The 13,143-nt window shown below is 40.0% G+C and carries 14 protein-coding genes; 6 read left to right on the top strand and 8 right to left on the bottom strand.

Annotated features, from left to right (window positions below; translation table 11 throughout):
* Window positions 1-159: 159 nt before the first annotated feature.
* Complete coding sequence (locus ACPUEN_RS10615) at window positions 160-951, bottom strand: sugar phosphate isomerase/epimerase family protein (RefSeq protein ID WP_425640183.1); 792 nt, start codon at window positions 949-951, stop codon at window positions 160-162.
* Window positions 952-1,407: 456 nt separating this feature from the next.
* On the opposite strand from ACPUEN_RS10615, the gene ACPUEN_RS10610 reads away from it, so the two are divergent.
* The 3 genes from ACPUEN_RS10610 to ACPUEN_RS10600 all read left to right on the top strand — a co-directional run bounded on the left by ACPUEN_RS10610 (window position 1,408) and on the right by ACPUEN_RS10600 (window position 4,566).
* Entirely contained in the window at window positions 1,408-2,004 is a 597-nt protein-coding gene (locus tag ACPUEN_RS10610; RefSeq protein ID WP_425635860.1) for a hypothetical protein, read from the top strand.
* 1 nt (window position 2,005) lies between these two features.
* Window positions 2,006-2,692 carry a DUF2490 domain-containing protein gene (locus ACPUEN_RS10605; RefSeq protein WP_425635859.1) on the top strand — a complete coding sequence of 229 codons (687 nt, stop codon included), beginning with the start codon at window positions 2,006-2,008 and terminating at the stop codon, window positions 2,690-2,692.
* A 506-nt stretch (window positions 2,693-3,198) separates the two neighbouring features.
* Window positions 3,199-4,566, top strand: a complete 1,368-nt coding sequence (locus tag ACPUEN_RS10600; RefSeq protein ID WP_425635858.1) for a hypothetical protein — start codon at window positions 3,199-3,201, stop codon at window positions 4,564-4,566.
* A gap of 324 nt (window positions 4,567-4,890) precedes the next feature.
* On the opposite strand, the gene ACPUEN_RS10595 is transcribed toward ACPUEN_RS10600, so the two are convergent.
* From ACPUEN_RS10595 to ACPUEN_RS10575, 5 genes are all read right to left on the bottom strand, one after another.
* The gene (locus ACPUEN_RS10595; RefSeq protein ID WP_425635857.1) at window positions 4,891-5,745 is read right to left on the bottom strand and encodes an HAEPLYID family protein; all 855 of its coding nucleotides are present in this window, start codon (window positions 5,743-5,745) and stop codon (window positions 4,891-4,893) included.
* 220 nt (window positions 5,746-5,965) lie between these two features.
* Window positions 5,966-6,301: a hypothetical protein gene (locus ACPUEN_RS10590; protein ID WP_425635856.1), complete on the bottom strand. Its 336-nt coding sequence runs from the start codon at window positions 6,299-6,301 to the stop codon at window positions 5,966-5,968.
* A 191-nt stretch (window positions 6,302-6,492) separates the two neighbouring features.
* A complete protein-coding gene (locus tag ACPUEN_RS10585; RefSeq protein ID WP_425635855.1) occupies window positions 6,493-7,071 on the bottom strand; it encodes an NAD(P)H-dependent oxidoreductase in 579 nt (192 codons plus the stop codon).
* A gap of 5 nt (window positions 7,072-7,076) precedes the next feature.
* Complete coding sequence (locus ACPUEN_RS10580; RefSeq protein ID WP_425635854.1) at window positions 7,077-7,412, bottom strand: hypothetical protein; 336 nt, start codon at window positions 7,410-7,412, stop codon at window positions 7,077-7,079.
* 56 nt (window positions 7,413-7,468) lie between these two features.
* Window positions 7,469-8,050 carry a Crp/Fnr family transcriptional regulator gene (locus ACPUEN_RS10575; protein WP_425635853.1) on the bottom strand — a complete coding sequence of 194 codons (582 nt, stop codon included), beginning with the start codon at window positions 8,048-8,050 and terminating at the stop codon, window positions 7,469-7,471.
* A gap of 472 nt (window positions 8,051-8,522) precedes the next feature.
* Between ACPUEN_RS10575 and tnpA (ACPUEN_RS10570) the strand changes: the two genes are divergently transcribed.
* The gene (gene tnpA / locus ACPUEN_RS10570) at window positions 8,523-8,984 is read left to right on the top strand and encodes an IS200/IS605 family transposase (protein WP_425635852.1); all 462 of its coding nucleotides are present in this window, start codon (window positions 8,523-8,525) and stop codon (window positions 8,982-8,984) included.
* Between the two features lie 467 nt (window positions 8,985-9,451).
* Here the strand turns inward: tnpA (ACPUEN_RS10570) and ACPUEN_RS10565 are convergent, their stop codons facing one another.
* Both ACPUEN_RS10565 and ACPUEN_RS10560 read right to left on the bottom strand, forming a co-directional pair.
* Window positions 9,452-10,114: a DUF6266 family protein gene (locus tag ACPUEN_RS10565; protein WP_425635851.1), complete on the bottom strand. Its 663-nt coding sequence runs from the start codon at window positions 10,112-10,114 to the stop codon at window positions 9,452-9,454.
* A 266-nt stretch (window positions 10,115-10,380) separates the two neighbouring features.
* A complete protein-coding gene (locus ACPUEN_RS10560; protein WP_425635850.1) occupies window positions 10,381-10,848 on the bottom strand; it encodes a hypothetical protein in 468 nt (155 codons plus the stop codon).
* Between the two features lie 366 nt (window positions 10,849-11,214).
* On the opposite strand from ACPUEN_RS10560, the gene tnpA (ACPUEN_RS10555) reads away from it, so the two are divergent.
* On the top strand, window positions 11,215-11,676 hold the full coding sequence (gene tnpA, locus ACPUEN_RS10555; protein ID WP_425635849.1) for an IS200/IS605 family transposase: 462 nt from the start codon (window positions 11,215-11,217) through the stop codon (window positions 11,674-11,676).
* Between the two features lie 1,001 nt (window positions 11,677-12,677).
* The gene (locus tag ACPUEN_RS10550; protein WP_425635848.1) at window positions 12,678-13,082 is read left to right on the top strand and encodes an XRE family transcriptional regulator; all 405 of its coding nucleotides are present in this window, start codon (window positions 12,678-12,680) and stop codon (window positions 13,080-13,082) included.
* The last annotated feature ends 61 nt before the right edge of the window (window positions 13,083-13,143 follow it).

Here is a 13,143-nt window from a genome sequence, read left to right as displayed (position 1 = left end):
AGTAGCGTTTTTGTGCCAAAGTCATATTCAGTAACAGCCCTGAAAACAGCGACGCTAAATTTAGGGTAAAATGTATTGAAACTGATTTTTGGAGGGCAAATTAAAAAAGGCTGAACTCCTTAGAATTCAGCCTTTTTAAACTTAAAAATTATTCGAATTCTATTCTTTGGTTGTCTCAATTACACCGCGAAAATAACCTAGGGATTCGGCAATTCCCATAAATGGATTGTCCATATTTCTCTCGTGCTCTAGACTGCACACTCCAGTGTAACCTACTTTTCTGATCATTCTTACCATCGCCGGAAAGTCAATTATTCCACGGCCTACTTCGAGTGAATACCCCAATTTTGTTGGACCTGTCACGTCTTTTATGTGCATATCAAACACGCGTGTGTGATATTTTTCCATGTCGGCTACCGGGTCTTTACCGTTACGTGTGTCATGGCCAATATCCAGGCACATTCCCATTCTAGGATCCAGATCTTTAGTGTGATTCCAGACATCGTCTGCATCTTGGTAGATTTTAATATCTGGCCCGTGCAAATGGATTGCGAATTTAAAATCATATTCTTTCACTTTTTTATCCACGTAGGGCAGAAGCTCAACATTGGGAACGCCCACGATTAGCTTTACACCTACTCTTTTTGCATAATCAAATGCCCTATCGATTTCCTCTTCAGATTTCATGTAGATCGGACCAACAGCATATCCTGTGATATCATTGGCTTTCAGTTTTTCATGAAAAGCAGCAATTTCATCATCAGTACTTGTCATTGGCAAATGAAAATCCTTGATGCAGAGATAATGAACATCCAAGGCTTTCAATGTTTCGAGCGTCTTGTCTAGATCAAATTTCACAAAGGTATAGCCGGCGATTCCTACCTTGAAAGTCTCACCTGTTTCTGGCGGTAGCTGTGGTCCTGGTCTGGTTTCTTGTGCTTTGCATACCATTAGGGAGAATGAAAGCAAAATGGTCAATACGATTTTCATAGGGATTATTTAGGGTTCTTGACAGACAATTTAGCAAATGCAAAGCAAAGAGAGGTCTTAAGTTTTGCCAATACTACGGAATCGTTTGTTTTTGAGTAAAGTAAATCCGAATCACTTAGGCGCTCAGTATTCAAAGGGAAGGTCGATGTGGATAAATGGTGATTGTTATGGTTGATGCAAACAGAAATCGGTTAGGATATTTGGTTAGGACAAGGCGTTTAAAATCACCTCACTTTGGTGGGTTGTTTTAGCCTTGGGTCATTCCGCGACAATTGTTCGGAGTAAGGCACGCAGAAGTAACCAAAGGTAAAAGCGATCAGATAAACTAGAGTCGGAGGATCAAGCCAAAAAAAATTCACTAAATTTTAAGCTTTTACTTAAGTTGATCGTATTTAACTGAATTACGTTTGGTCAAGCATGAAATCTATAAAACCTACGCTCAAACATATTTCAACTCTAGCCTTTTTCTGGATAATCTCTGGGTCTCTTTTTGCTCAGGACAAAATCGAGCGCGAGCTTCGTGTGGAGGAGAAAGTAGTTCCTAAAGAGGCAAGAGATTGGCTCTATGATGCTTTTGAAACTACAAAAAGGCCAAAATGGTATCAGGAAATTTTCGAATCAGGGTATTCTTATGAAGCCAAATTCAAGTTGAAAGGTAAATTTTATAGTGTAGAATTCGACTCTCTGGGTTTAATTCAAGACGTAGAAATTGAGATAGATTTTAAAGAGCTTCCAATGGAAGTTCAAGCTGGACTGGAGGGCCATCTTTCTGCGGATTATAAAAGTTCAGATATAAAACGGATTCAAATCCAATATTCTGGCAAACCGGATAATCTGGAAGATTTTTTTGATCAAAATAGTTTGGAAGGAATTTTAATCCGTTTCGAAATAGAATTTATCGGTCCTGATGCGACTGGAGACTTGGAGCTATTTGAGGGCTTGTTTTCTGAAACAGGCGAGCTTATCATGAAGCGTAAAATAATCTTGGTACCCAGTGAAAACCTCGTGTTTTAAGATGAGAAAATATTACCTGACTATTTTCTTATTGCTTGTTAGCTTGGTTACCTCTTTTGCGCAGGACCGTCAGTTCTTTACGGGATTTTTTCCCGAAGTGGCGATAACTAAGAAATTTAAGAATGATCAAAAGATACTTTTCAAAATTGAGCATCAGGATATTTTCTATAATAATTCCGGTGATCAACGAGATGAAATACAATTCACCCACTATAGGACGGACCTGATGGGTTTTTATGATTTTAAGTTGAGCCCTACAAAAAGTGTCGCCTTTGGAGTATTTCACAGAATTCAAGAGGGGGCAAATGCCAATAGGATTATTCAGCAATTTGCTTCAGTAAACCGGCTGAGAGGACTGAAACTGGCGCATCGTTTCAGGACCGATCAAACTTTCACTAAAGGTGAATCTTTAGAAATCAGACTTCGGTACAGGATAGCAACGGAAATACCGCTCTCCGGGAGCAGCTTAGACCCTGGTGAGCATTATTTACTTTTGTCCAATGAACCGATTTTCAGTCTTCAGGGAGGTGAGTTCGAAATCGAAAATCGCTTGGTATTCTCCATTGGTAAACTGATCACTTCTAGTCAAAAACTCGAATGGGGTTTAGATTACCGCACCGATAAATTTATTGAGGAAGGTTTCCGAACTCGTTTATGGGCAAAGGTCGGATATTTTTATAGTTTTTAGTCCTGGAACAGTGCACAAGCAATGCAGGGAGCAGATAGAATAACTCTGCTTCTATGAACGATTTGACTATGCTCCGCCGGGGTTGAAAGCTCTTGCCTTGGTAAGATGCTCTGAAAAGCCCTCAATTTTGTAGCAAAGTCACAAGCATCAACAGCCCTGAATACATCGAAAGGAAATTCAGGGTAAGTTAGATTGAAGCTGAGCTTTGGAGTGCCAACTGCACCGTTGGGAATAGATTGCCGATGTTTAATCTGGAATTTCCGTAAAGTCGGAAGACGGCGTGCTTGCCACAAAAGTTTTTTTATTTCTGTTACCAAAAAGTGAAGGCTAAGCGCCTAATTTAAGAAATTGAAATGCGAAGAATATAATTTTGTTTTTCTTAATTTTTTAGTGTAAAATGATTACTCGTTTTCAGATATTAATGAGAAAAATATCGTTTCAAGGTTGATAGCTGGAAATCAATTTCGATCGAAATGCGACGATCAACACGAATTAAACCGAATTAAATGAGCAAAATACTACTTCTACTGATCCTCACCTTCTTTTCCTTGACTACTCCTTCAAATAGTCAAACATTAGTTGGTGATAACAACCTACCCAATAAGCTCAGAGTATTTATCGATGGTTGTGATCGAAGGGATGGAGGCTGCGATATGGATTTTATCAGAACGGAAATTACTGCGGTGGACTTCTATAGAGATAATCAAACGGCTGATGTCTTTCTGTTGATTAACAATAACAGATCGGGTGGTGGTGGAAGGCAATATCAACTTTTGTTTATAGGCCAACAAAACCTTCATGCGGGAAGAAGAGATACCCTCTATGTAAATACCATACAGACGGATACCGACTTTGAAGTACGGGAAAAACTTACCCGGTTTATCAAGTTAGGTTTGGCTCCATTTGTTGCAAAAACCAAAGCTGGAGAGGGTATCGAAATCAATATGAAGACTGGCTCTGGCAATTTGGAAGATACAGTGCAGGAAAGCGTTGACCCTTGGGATTATTGGGTTTTTAATGTGGGTAGTGACGCCAACATTGAATTAGAGGAATTGAGCAGGGAAATCAATTTTGGGGGAGAAATCAATATTGACCGAATCACGGATAAATGGAAAATATCCCTATCCGGTAGAATAGATGAAAGGCTGAGACGAACGATTCAAAAAGTACCAAGAGTGGATAACAATGGAAATCCGGTTATTGACGAATCCGGTATCCAAATCATCGATGATGTGGAGAATAAATTTGATGTATCAGAATTTGGATTCAGTCACCAGCTTGTAAAGTCTATTTCACCGCAATGGTCTTATGGGTATGATATGGCAGGTCGTCAGAATACCCGCTTTAATTATCAGTTTCAGACCAGCTTTAGACCAGCTTTAGAGTATAATTTTTTTCCGGAATCGGTGCAGAATTCCAGATTTCTAAGAGGGAACTATGGGATTGAAGTCAGAAATAATAGATATGTCGAAGAGACGATTTCCGGGGTTTTTAGAGAAACTAGAGTGCTCCATAGTTTGAGAGTCAGTCTGGGTCTAAATCAACGCTGGGGTAACCTGGAAGTGGGATACCGTGTGAGAAATTATCTAGATGATTTTAGCTCCTGGTCCACAGGTTTGAATATTAGTGCAGAAGTCCGTGTCACTGGGAATTTTTCTTTCTTTGTGCGGGCAGAAGGTAACTACGTAAAAGACCAGATTTACCTGGCAGCAGGAGACTACACCGAACAGGATATTTTGAGCGGAAGGGTGAACCTACCTTCAGCCTATACCATCGATACCAGATTTGGGTTTAATTACCGCTTTGGTTCTAATCTCAATAACTTCGTGAATCGAAGATTTTTTGGAAGAGCTAATTTTGTTGGGAATGATTAATTCTAGGGATTAAAGGACCCTGCCCGGTCGACTTTGCGATTTTATTTAATGCCTGAGGGTAGTTTGAGTTGGTTTCTGATTGCAGATCGGTTTAATATAAGGGGTAGACTAAGGTGATTATTCTCGTTGTATCAATTTCCAATGAAGTAGTTACAGACTTCACCCAGTGACACCAGCGATCTGACTACACCCAGACGTGGAGAGTATAGTAGAAAGCTTAGCTTCTATGAACGATCCGACTATGCCCAAGACAGGTGGCCTCAATTTCTTTAACTAGCTAATCTATTTCAGCAGATTAGTTATCAAGTCAATCGTCTTGTTTTTCTATTTATGTTTTGGTTCCCAAATTAACCTCAGAAAAGAACTCAGACGCTCATCGCCTTTTTGAACTGGGATACCGGCCACAATTCCTACCATTAGACTTTCACTTATACCTACCCTCATTTGGGGACGTATCACCGTTTTGAGGTTTTTATTATGGATAGTCTGATTAAACTCAACCCCAAGGAAGTTTCTCGTACCAGTAATCATATAGTGAAAACTAGTATTGATGTCATAGGTCATGTGCATTTGCTTATGGTTAAAGTCCTGATGAAACATTGGACCGGTGTAGATTAGCGAATGGTAATTATTGCCCCAACGCTTAGCGACTACCAGAAACGGATTGTACACATTTCCTTTGATGATAGGATTACCAATGCTTCTGAAATCAGCAAGTTCAAACTCGTTGATGTATCCCACAGCCATCGAAGTAGCATGAGCAGCGTTCACAAAGAAAGTCCATTGAGCAGCAAGCTTTAGACTGTTTAATTGATTGGAAGGCACTGAATCTCTCTCTGTACCATTCATAGGTGCATAGAATGTAAATGGCAGTTCCACTTCCAGACCAAGTCTGTTGATTGGCGCCCATTCATATTCTACAAGAGCTTCATAAGAGTCAAAACTCAGGTTGTCAGTCAGTCCTAATCCTACATTCCATTCTTTTTCCCCTTTCCGTGCACCCAGATCGCGGATCAAGTCTATGTAAAGTGGCTCGGCATGGAGTACCTTGTCAGGTTCTTTTAATTCCTCTATCTGATGGATATAAAGACTGTCTTTTTCTGTATTGGTAGTTTGCGCAAAGGAATTGCATAAAGTAACCCACAGGATTACGATGGTTAGAATATATTTGATGTTCACAGCGTGATCGATTTTATTGATTGATATAGAATTTATCATTCAACTACCTACCGGATAACAAACCGGTCAATTCAAAGAAAGGTGAAATTGCTATTGGGAGTTAGTCTTACTATCAGGACCACTCTAAAATTTTTGCAATCACTTTCTGCTGAAGCAATAGATTATTGCCAAGGGAGAATTACCCTGGATAGAAGTTGAATGGTATTTTTGGAAATATCAATCAACGGTTGGGTGGTGGGGAATCAAGTCGATAATATCCTAGGCTCAGAGCAGTTCTAGGATCTGAAAAATAGATATCAGCTGGAGTAGATGAATTGAAAAGATGCTCTTGCTCAGCAGGGTTATGAAGAGACATAACTACCTTCTTGAAGCTGTTATTACTCTGATCTTCCCCGTCAGGATCATCGAATTCCTCAAAAGTGTCTTCAAAACCCAGAATAGTTTCAACTAGTACTTCGACCATACTTTCCTGGTCATTTATTGTGAGATCTTCAGCAATATGCGGAGACGCCGGGTCTGCAGTATCAGCACTGAGGTTGAGAATATACAGCCCCATCAGTACCCATAAAAGTTTTGCAACTGCGCTATTTCTTAAGCTAAGAATCACGCTGCAATATTAGTGATTTTCCCCATGTGTGCATAAGCCATCAAAAAAGGCTGCAATAATTACGGATTTTTATCGAATAGGGTTGGATGTTTTCTTTTTCAGAACTTCACCTAATAACTCTAAGAATCCACAGTCTCAGTTTACTTCAGCATTTCTCCCAGCTTTTCGACTTTCTTCAGCCATTTTTCTTTAAGCTCCTTTTTGGAAAGCCGAATGGGGCCGATGGCTGTTATCCGTACTTTTTTAACCCCGATGTAATTCAAGGTCACCCTTTTCATGGCATGATGGCTTGGGCTTCGGTAAACCAATCGGTAATACCATTCCGGTTGGTCTAAGGTGCAGATGATTCGTGCGGTTTTGCCAGTAAGGCACTTGTCCCACCATAGGGAATTCTCTCTTTTTTGAAATGCAAAGCCAGGAAGCATGACCCTATCCAGGAAGCCCTTCATCATCGCCGGTACAGAACCCCACCAAACCGGATAAATCCAGACGAGGTGCTCAGCCCATTTCAATTTTTCTTGCGCTTCCAATAAATCCGGTTCCAGTTCAGTCCTTTTCCTATATCCGAATTGTAGGTTTGGATTGAAATCCAACTCTCTGATATTGATTTGTTGGATTTCAGCCCCAGCTTTAGCAGCGCCTTTTTTATAGGCATCAGAAACCGCATAATTGTAGCTTTCCGCATCCGGGTGGCCGTTGATGATTAGTATTTTTTGCATAGTGATTAGAACCAGGGTTTAAACTTTGTTTCAAAGGCAGCTCCTGTCAAATTTTCTTTTTTGAAAAATTGGTAAAGGGCAAAACAAGCCGGGATGGTTAAGTATGCAGTACAAATAGCAAAAGTGGCTAGGCTACTAAAAATAGCTAGGGTTTGGCTGCCAAGTTTGCCAATATAGACTGCAATAAAATCATGCTGCTGTGTAAAAAATTGATAAACAGCTTTCGAGTAGTCGTAAAATCGAACGGTGACTTCATAAGCGAGCCAGCCGGGATAAAACCACTTTCGGACAGGCTCCCAATATTTCCCCCAAATCGATGTGGGTTGCTTCTTTTCTTCCATTTTTTGATCCTTTTGACAAAGATTAGCTAAATGGAAGCGTGATCATTTGATCTAGATCAAGTGGTGGATTTTTTGTTTCTAATTCTACTCAGGGTCTCGAGTGTGATTCCCAAATAGGAGGCAATATGGGTAAGCGGGATTCTATTGGTGATATCCGGATAGATGCTGATCAGATGTTTAAATCTATCCTCGGCTCTGTTGAATTGTATGGTGTAAAGCCTTTCGCATAGCCCCAGCATGGTTTCTGTGACCACTTTGCTCACGAAGTGCTCAAAGTCATGATGTTTCTGGGAAAGGCTGTCAAAAGTGGCTTTTGAGAACTCATAAGCCACTGAATCTTCCACAAACTCTACATAATGCGGGCTAGGTTTGGCACTGAAAAAACTGACGATAGGAGCCATAAATTGGTTTTCGAAAGTAAACCAATCTGAAATATCCTTTCCCTCTTTTAAATAATATGCTCTGGCGCAACCTTCCACGATCAAATACGCTTTTTCAGAATACTGCCCTTCCCGGACTACAACCTCACCTCTTTTAAATGTGCTGAGTTTGGAATTGGCAATAAGGTCCTGCTGGCATGCTCTGGATAAAGGTGCGTAGAGCTCGCCAAGTTGGTGTATGGTTTGTTCGAGGTGCATGGGTGGGACTTGCTGAAGAGTTTAATTTTTTGCTAATATCTTAATCAAAATTTAATTGTGTGAATGTGGGTGCTGACGATCACTTTAACAGGTAATGCATTGACCACTGACTTCCTCAAAACAAATTTATTGTTTAATTCATATCGTCCGTCCCTCTGGGACTTTGCTTGGTTATGTGTTCATTCAAATCCCAGAGGTTGAAACCTCTGGCTATAAGATGGTTCGTTCCTCTGGGACTGATAAGAAATAGATCTTGTGATATTGTAATTAGATATGGACTATAATTTAGTTAGCCGAGTGAATATGATCAGATAATAATGAGGATTTCCATTCCAATCAATGCCGTAGGCATGACCGATCAACTAGCCAGCCATTTCAATGGCTGGAATTTAAGATGGATAATGGGATCATAAAATGCCGTAGGCATGGCCGATATTGATTAAATTAGTTTGAATAATTAATATGATCTACTATGCCAAACACCTATTCAAAAATGTATTGTCAGGCAGTTTTTGCGGTCAAATACAGAAAAGCAGTTATTCAGGATAATTTTAAGAGCGAGCTATACGGAGTGATAGGAAACCTGATCAATGAGACGGGAGCGAAGACCCTAATTGTTAAAGGTCATTTTGACCATATTCATTGCCTGTTCCAGTTCTATCCCAAGCAGGCAGTCTCTGAAATCATGAAAAGTGCTAAAGCAAAATCTTCCAAGTGGTTAAATGAATCAAAGCTTCTTGAGCATAGGTTTGAATGGCAGGCTGCCTTTGGTTCCTTTACCTATAGTGAAAGGGAGATCTCATCTATTTTTGATTATGTGAAAAATCAGGAAAAGCATCATGAAAAGATGACCTTTAGAGAGGAATATCTGGAGATGCTTAAGGCTCATAAAATAGAATTTTTGCCAGAATACCTTTTTAGGGAATTGGAATAGATATCGTCCGTCCCTATGGGACTTTGCCAGAGCACATGATTCTCAAATATTCCAGAGGTTAAAACCTCTGGCTATAAGATGGATCGTCCCTCTGGGACTGATAAGGAATTTTTCTCAAATAATGCCGTAGGCATGGCCGATATCCTAGTTCAATATTTCCTAAATTCTGAACAATAAAAATCCCTCATATTTCCGACGCTAGACGTAGTTTTCCCACTCTGCAAGCTGACCTTTCGCTAAAAAAAGCTTCACTGAAGCTTTTTTTAGCTCAATCCTGCCTTCCTATCCAAAGGAATTTGTAATTCGATTTCATCACAGGACGCTAGGATGAATTTGTTTTCGATTTTAAATCGGTTTGGGTATTAGGGTTTAGTTACAAACTACACCCAGTCTCAAGAGCGATTATATTACGCCTAGACGGGGCAAAGATTATCCTATGCTCAGGCGACTAATCATCGTCATCGCTACTATACTACGCCCAGATATACGGAATCGGAAAGTGCCCTTTTTTTATTCCAAGGATTTTCCTGGCTGAAGGCAATCCAGGCATGCCATTTTGTATCCTTTAGTATAGGAGATACGGTAAGCACGTGATTTTCCTTGTCTCTTGTATTGCCCAAAAACTCCCATTCTGTGCCGTTTCCTTCAGACGAAAGCAGGAAGACAAAGACATTATCATAGGGAGTTGCAGCTGACTGCCAGGAATTGTCTTTCCAAGTGAATTTTATTCCTTCAGCAACCCGTTCTACTTTAGGGTCTTGAGGTCCCAGAAGACTTCCCCGACTGACTTTCACCAAACTGATATCCAGCACTTTTGATGCAGTAGTGCCTTCGAATTTGAAGGAGTTTTTCATGGTATAAGACACCGCCGCATGGTAAGGTCTGCTTGCACCATTCTCGTGGTTTTGATAGCCAAAGCGTAAGATATGTGTGATGTTTTTCAGGAATTTTTGGGTCTGGGTACTCACCGATTGGGAGTTGCGCTTTCTTGTAGAGGTTTTCGCTTTGGTAGTTTTACTTTGCTTTCCGGGTTTCCTGCGGGAATAAGTTTTCCCACCCACTTTGTAGAAAACCAATTCTCCCACGCTTCCAGATAGCCCCTCTAGTATTGAGTTAGTGATCCTTGCCATATGCTTACCGTTTGATTTACAGATTAATATAGATTAAGTGCGGGAAAACTACATAATAAATTGTAGTAAAAATTTATAAAAAGCAGTTTAAGATTATTAAAAGACCAATCATATGATGTTTAATGATTGATTCTATATTGTTTTTGTATTGGTCATGGTATGGTTTAACAAGTAATGATACCACTATAATCCTGATTACTTGTGTGTAAGATCAACGGGGAATCTGGCTTGTTAAGCGCATGTAGAGTATAGGAATGATCAGATCATTAATATTCTTCAAGCACTGACAGATCATCTTGTCGAGTATTTTTTTCAAACCAGCGCTTATACCAGAATTCTACATACATATGGTTGTTTTTCCAGAATAGCTCCTTATTTCCATCCTCCATATCTTGCGTGGTATCAGTGAGTTCTCGGATGGATTTCAGCTCGCTAAACATCTTTTTAATGTCTTCCTTTGCGTATGCAGGCTGTCCAAAATCGCATGCTATAAAGAACTTCATTCCGGCTTTTCTCTGCTTTTCTGTGGCTCCATGAATGACCGAGTAGCTTAGCTTCCACATAAAATCTATCAATATTCGTTCTGGTTTTACATTCAGGATAGCACAGAGCATACGGAAATTACTTGGGATAAGTAGATCCAACTTGCGCCATCTGGAAGTATACATGTCACCTATTTCAGCATATTGTTTATAGGAATCCATGAGGGTGGTTTTTGTCTTTTTCTTTTTCATCAGGAGCTTGTTTAGTAAGGTTATGAAATTGCATAAGTGTTCAGGTATATGGTATTTCTGGAAGGGATATTTTATTCAGCTTGGGGAAGCAATAGAATTTGTATTGGGAGATATAATATCGTCCGTCCCTCTGGGACTTTGCGGGCTATGTTGTCATTCAAATTCCAGAGGTTGAAACCTCTGGCAAGAAAATCGGTCGTCCCTATGGGACTCATTAATGATTTTGTGGGATGAATGCCGTAGGCATGACCGATTCTATAGCCAGCCATTTCAATGGCTGGAAAAAAAGGAATGCGGTTTTCATGATAATGCCGTAGGCATGGCCGATATTGATTAAATTAGTTTGAGTAATTAATATGATCTATTATGCCAAACACCTATTCAAAGATGTATTGTCAGGCAGTTTTTGCGGTCAAATACAGGAAAGCAGTCATTCAGGATGTTTTTAAGAGCGAGCTATACGGAGTGATAGGAAACCTGATCAATGAGACTGGTGCGAAGACCCTAATTGTTAACGGTCATTTTGACCATGTTCATTGCCTGTTCCAGTTCTATCCCAAGCAGGCAGTCTCTGAAATCATGAAAAGTGCTAAAGCAAAATCTTCCAAGTGGTTAAATGAATCAAAGCTTCTTGAGCATAGGTTTGAATGGCAGGCTGCCTTTGGTTCCTTTACCTATAGTGAAAGGGAGATCTCATCTATTTTTGATTATGTGAAAAATCAGGAAAAGCATCATGAAAAGATGACCTTTAGAGAGGAATATCTGGAGATGCTTAAGGCTCATAAAATAGAATTTTTGCCAGAATACCTTTTTAGGGAATTGGAATAGATATCGTCCGTCCCTATGGGACATTGCCAGAGCACATGATTCTCAAATAATCCAGAGGTTGAAACCTCTGGCTATAAGATGGATCGTCCCTCTGGGACTGATAAGGAATTTTTCTCAAATAATGCCGCAGGCATGACCGATTATCTAGCCAGCCATTTCAATGGCTGTTAAATGGTAGTTCTACGTTTTTTAAAATGCCGTAGGCATGGCCGATATTGTGTTATGAACCAAATTGTAGATTAATTGAAATTCTGTAATTAAAATCATGAAGGGTGGCAAATAGATATCGTTCGCCCCTATGGGGCTTTTGAACGGTGCATTGCCATTCAAATATTCCAGAGGTTAAAACCTCTGGCTAGAAAATCGGTCGTCCCGGTGGGACTGATTAATTGGTGATTTGTAGAATCAATGCCGTAGGCATGACCGATTATCTAGCCAGCCATTTTAATGGCTGGTGGCTGGTAAAATGATAAACCCATGGGTCTAAAAATACCGTAGGCATGGCCGATATTGTGTTATGAACCAAATTGTAGATTAATTGAAATTCTGTAATTAAAATCATGAAGGGTGGCAAATAGATATCGTTCGCCCCTATGGGGCTTTTGAACGGTTCATTACCATTCAAATATTCCAGAGGTTAAAACCTCTGGCTAGAAAATCGGTCGTCCCGCTGGGACTGATTAATTGGTGATTTGTAGAATCAATGCCGTAGGCATGACCGATTCTCTAGCCAGCCATTTTAATGGCTGGTAAAATGATAAACCCATGGGTCTAAAAATGCCGTAGGCATGGCCGATATTAAAAATCCACAACAAACAATCTAGTAATTCCTGCGCCATCGGTAGCCGAAAGTTCAATCATAAACCACCCATCCCCGACACATTTTGTCTGGATTTATCATCCAATACCTCGATTTCCTTGCTGGTGTCCTCCCTAATGAATAAATTAGTCTAAACATTTTGGGTAGATTTTGTTAATTTCCCTTTCTAATACTTCAGACTATGAACGAAAAAATCCACCACGGCAGGAATATCAAGCGTTTTCGTGAGATGATGGGCATCAAGCAGGAGTCACTGGCCTTCGAACTCGGGCCTGACTGGTCCCAGAAGAAAATCAGCCTGCTGGAGCAAAAGGAAGAAGTGGAGGAGGAGCTATTACGTCAGGTGGCTGAGATTTTAAAGGTTCCGGCGGAAGCGATTAAGAGTTTTGATGAAGAAAAGGCGATAAATATCATTTCTAACTCCTTTGAAAATTGTAACCAACCTGCCTCTATTTTCTACAACTCTTCTATTAATCCTGTGGATCAAATCATTAAAATCCACAATGAAAAAATCGCTCTGTACGAGCGGATGCTAAAAGAAAAGGATGAAATGATGGAAAGATTGGAGAAGTTGCTGAGTAAGTAAAATTTTTAGGCTAATTAATATTGGCCTTTCTGAGCTATAGAGAAGTATAAATTTTATTGAA

Origin of the sequence: Algoriphagus yeomjeoni, assembly GCF_049821175.1 — a bacterium.
GTDB classification, from domain to species: domain Bacteria; phylum Bacteroidota; class Bacteroidia; order Cytophagales; family Cyclobacteriaceae; genus Algoriphagus; species Algoriphagus yeomjeoni_A.
The sequence above is the reverse complement of the archived record's forward strand: the minus strand, read 5'-3'. Positions and strand labels throughout refer to the sequence as shown.

Bases quoted from the DNA above. Each gene is read 5' to 3' on its own strand.
- ACPUEN_RS10600 (WP_425635858.1), top strand. From the start codon at position 3,199: ATGAGCAAAATACTACTTCTACTGATCCTCACCTTCTTTTCCTTGACT.
- ACPUEN_RS10550 (WP_425635848.1), top strand. From the start codon at position 12,678: ATGAACGAAAAAATCCACCACGGCAGGAATATCAAGCGTTTTCGTGAG.
- ACPUEN_RS10610 (WP_425635860.1), top strand. From the start codon at position 1,408: ATGAAATCTATAAAACCTACGCTCAAACATATTTCAACTCTAGCCTTT.
- ACPUEN_RS10565 (WP_425635851.1), bottom strand. From the start codon at position 10,114: ATGGCAAGGATCACTAACTCAATACTAGAGGGGCTATCTGGAAGCGTG.
- ACPUEN_RS10585 (WP_425635855.1), bottom strand. From the start codon at position 7,071: ATGCAAAAAATACTAATCATCAACGGCCACCCGGATGCGGAAAGCTAC.
- ACPUEN_RS10590 (WP_425635856.1), bottom strand. From the start codon at position 6,301: ATGGGGCTGTATATTCTCAACCTCAGTGCTGATACTGCAGACCCGGCG.
- tnpA (WP_425635849.1), top strand. From the start codon at position 11,215: ATGCCAAACACCTATTCAAAGATGTATTGTCAGGCAGTTTTTGCGGTC.
- ACPUEN_RS10575 (WP_425635853.1), bottom strand. From the start codon at position 8,050: ATGCACCTCGAACAAACCATACACCAACTTGGCGAGCTCTACGCACCT.
- ACPUEN_RS10605 (WP_425635859.1), top strand. From the start codon at position 2,006: ATGAGAAAATATTACCTGACTATTTTCTTATTGCTTGTTAGCTTGGTT.
- ACPUEN_RS10615 (WP_425640183.1), bottom strand. From the start codon at position 951: ATGGTATGCAAAGCACAAGAAACCAGACCAGGACCACAGCTACCGCCA.
- tnpA (WP_425635852.1), top strand. From the start codon at position 8,523: ATGCCAAACACCTATTCAAAAATGTATTGTCAGGCAGTTTTTGCGGTC.
- ACPUEN_RS10560 (WP_425635850.1), bottom strand. From the start codon at position 10,848: ATGAAAAAGAAAAAGACAAAAACCACCCTCATGGATTCCTATAAACAA.
- ACPUEN_RS10580 (WP_425635854.1), bottom strand. From the start codon at position 7,412: ATGGAAGAAAAGAAGCAACCCACATCGATTTGGGGGAAATATTGGGAG.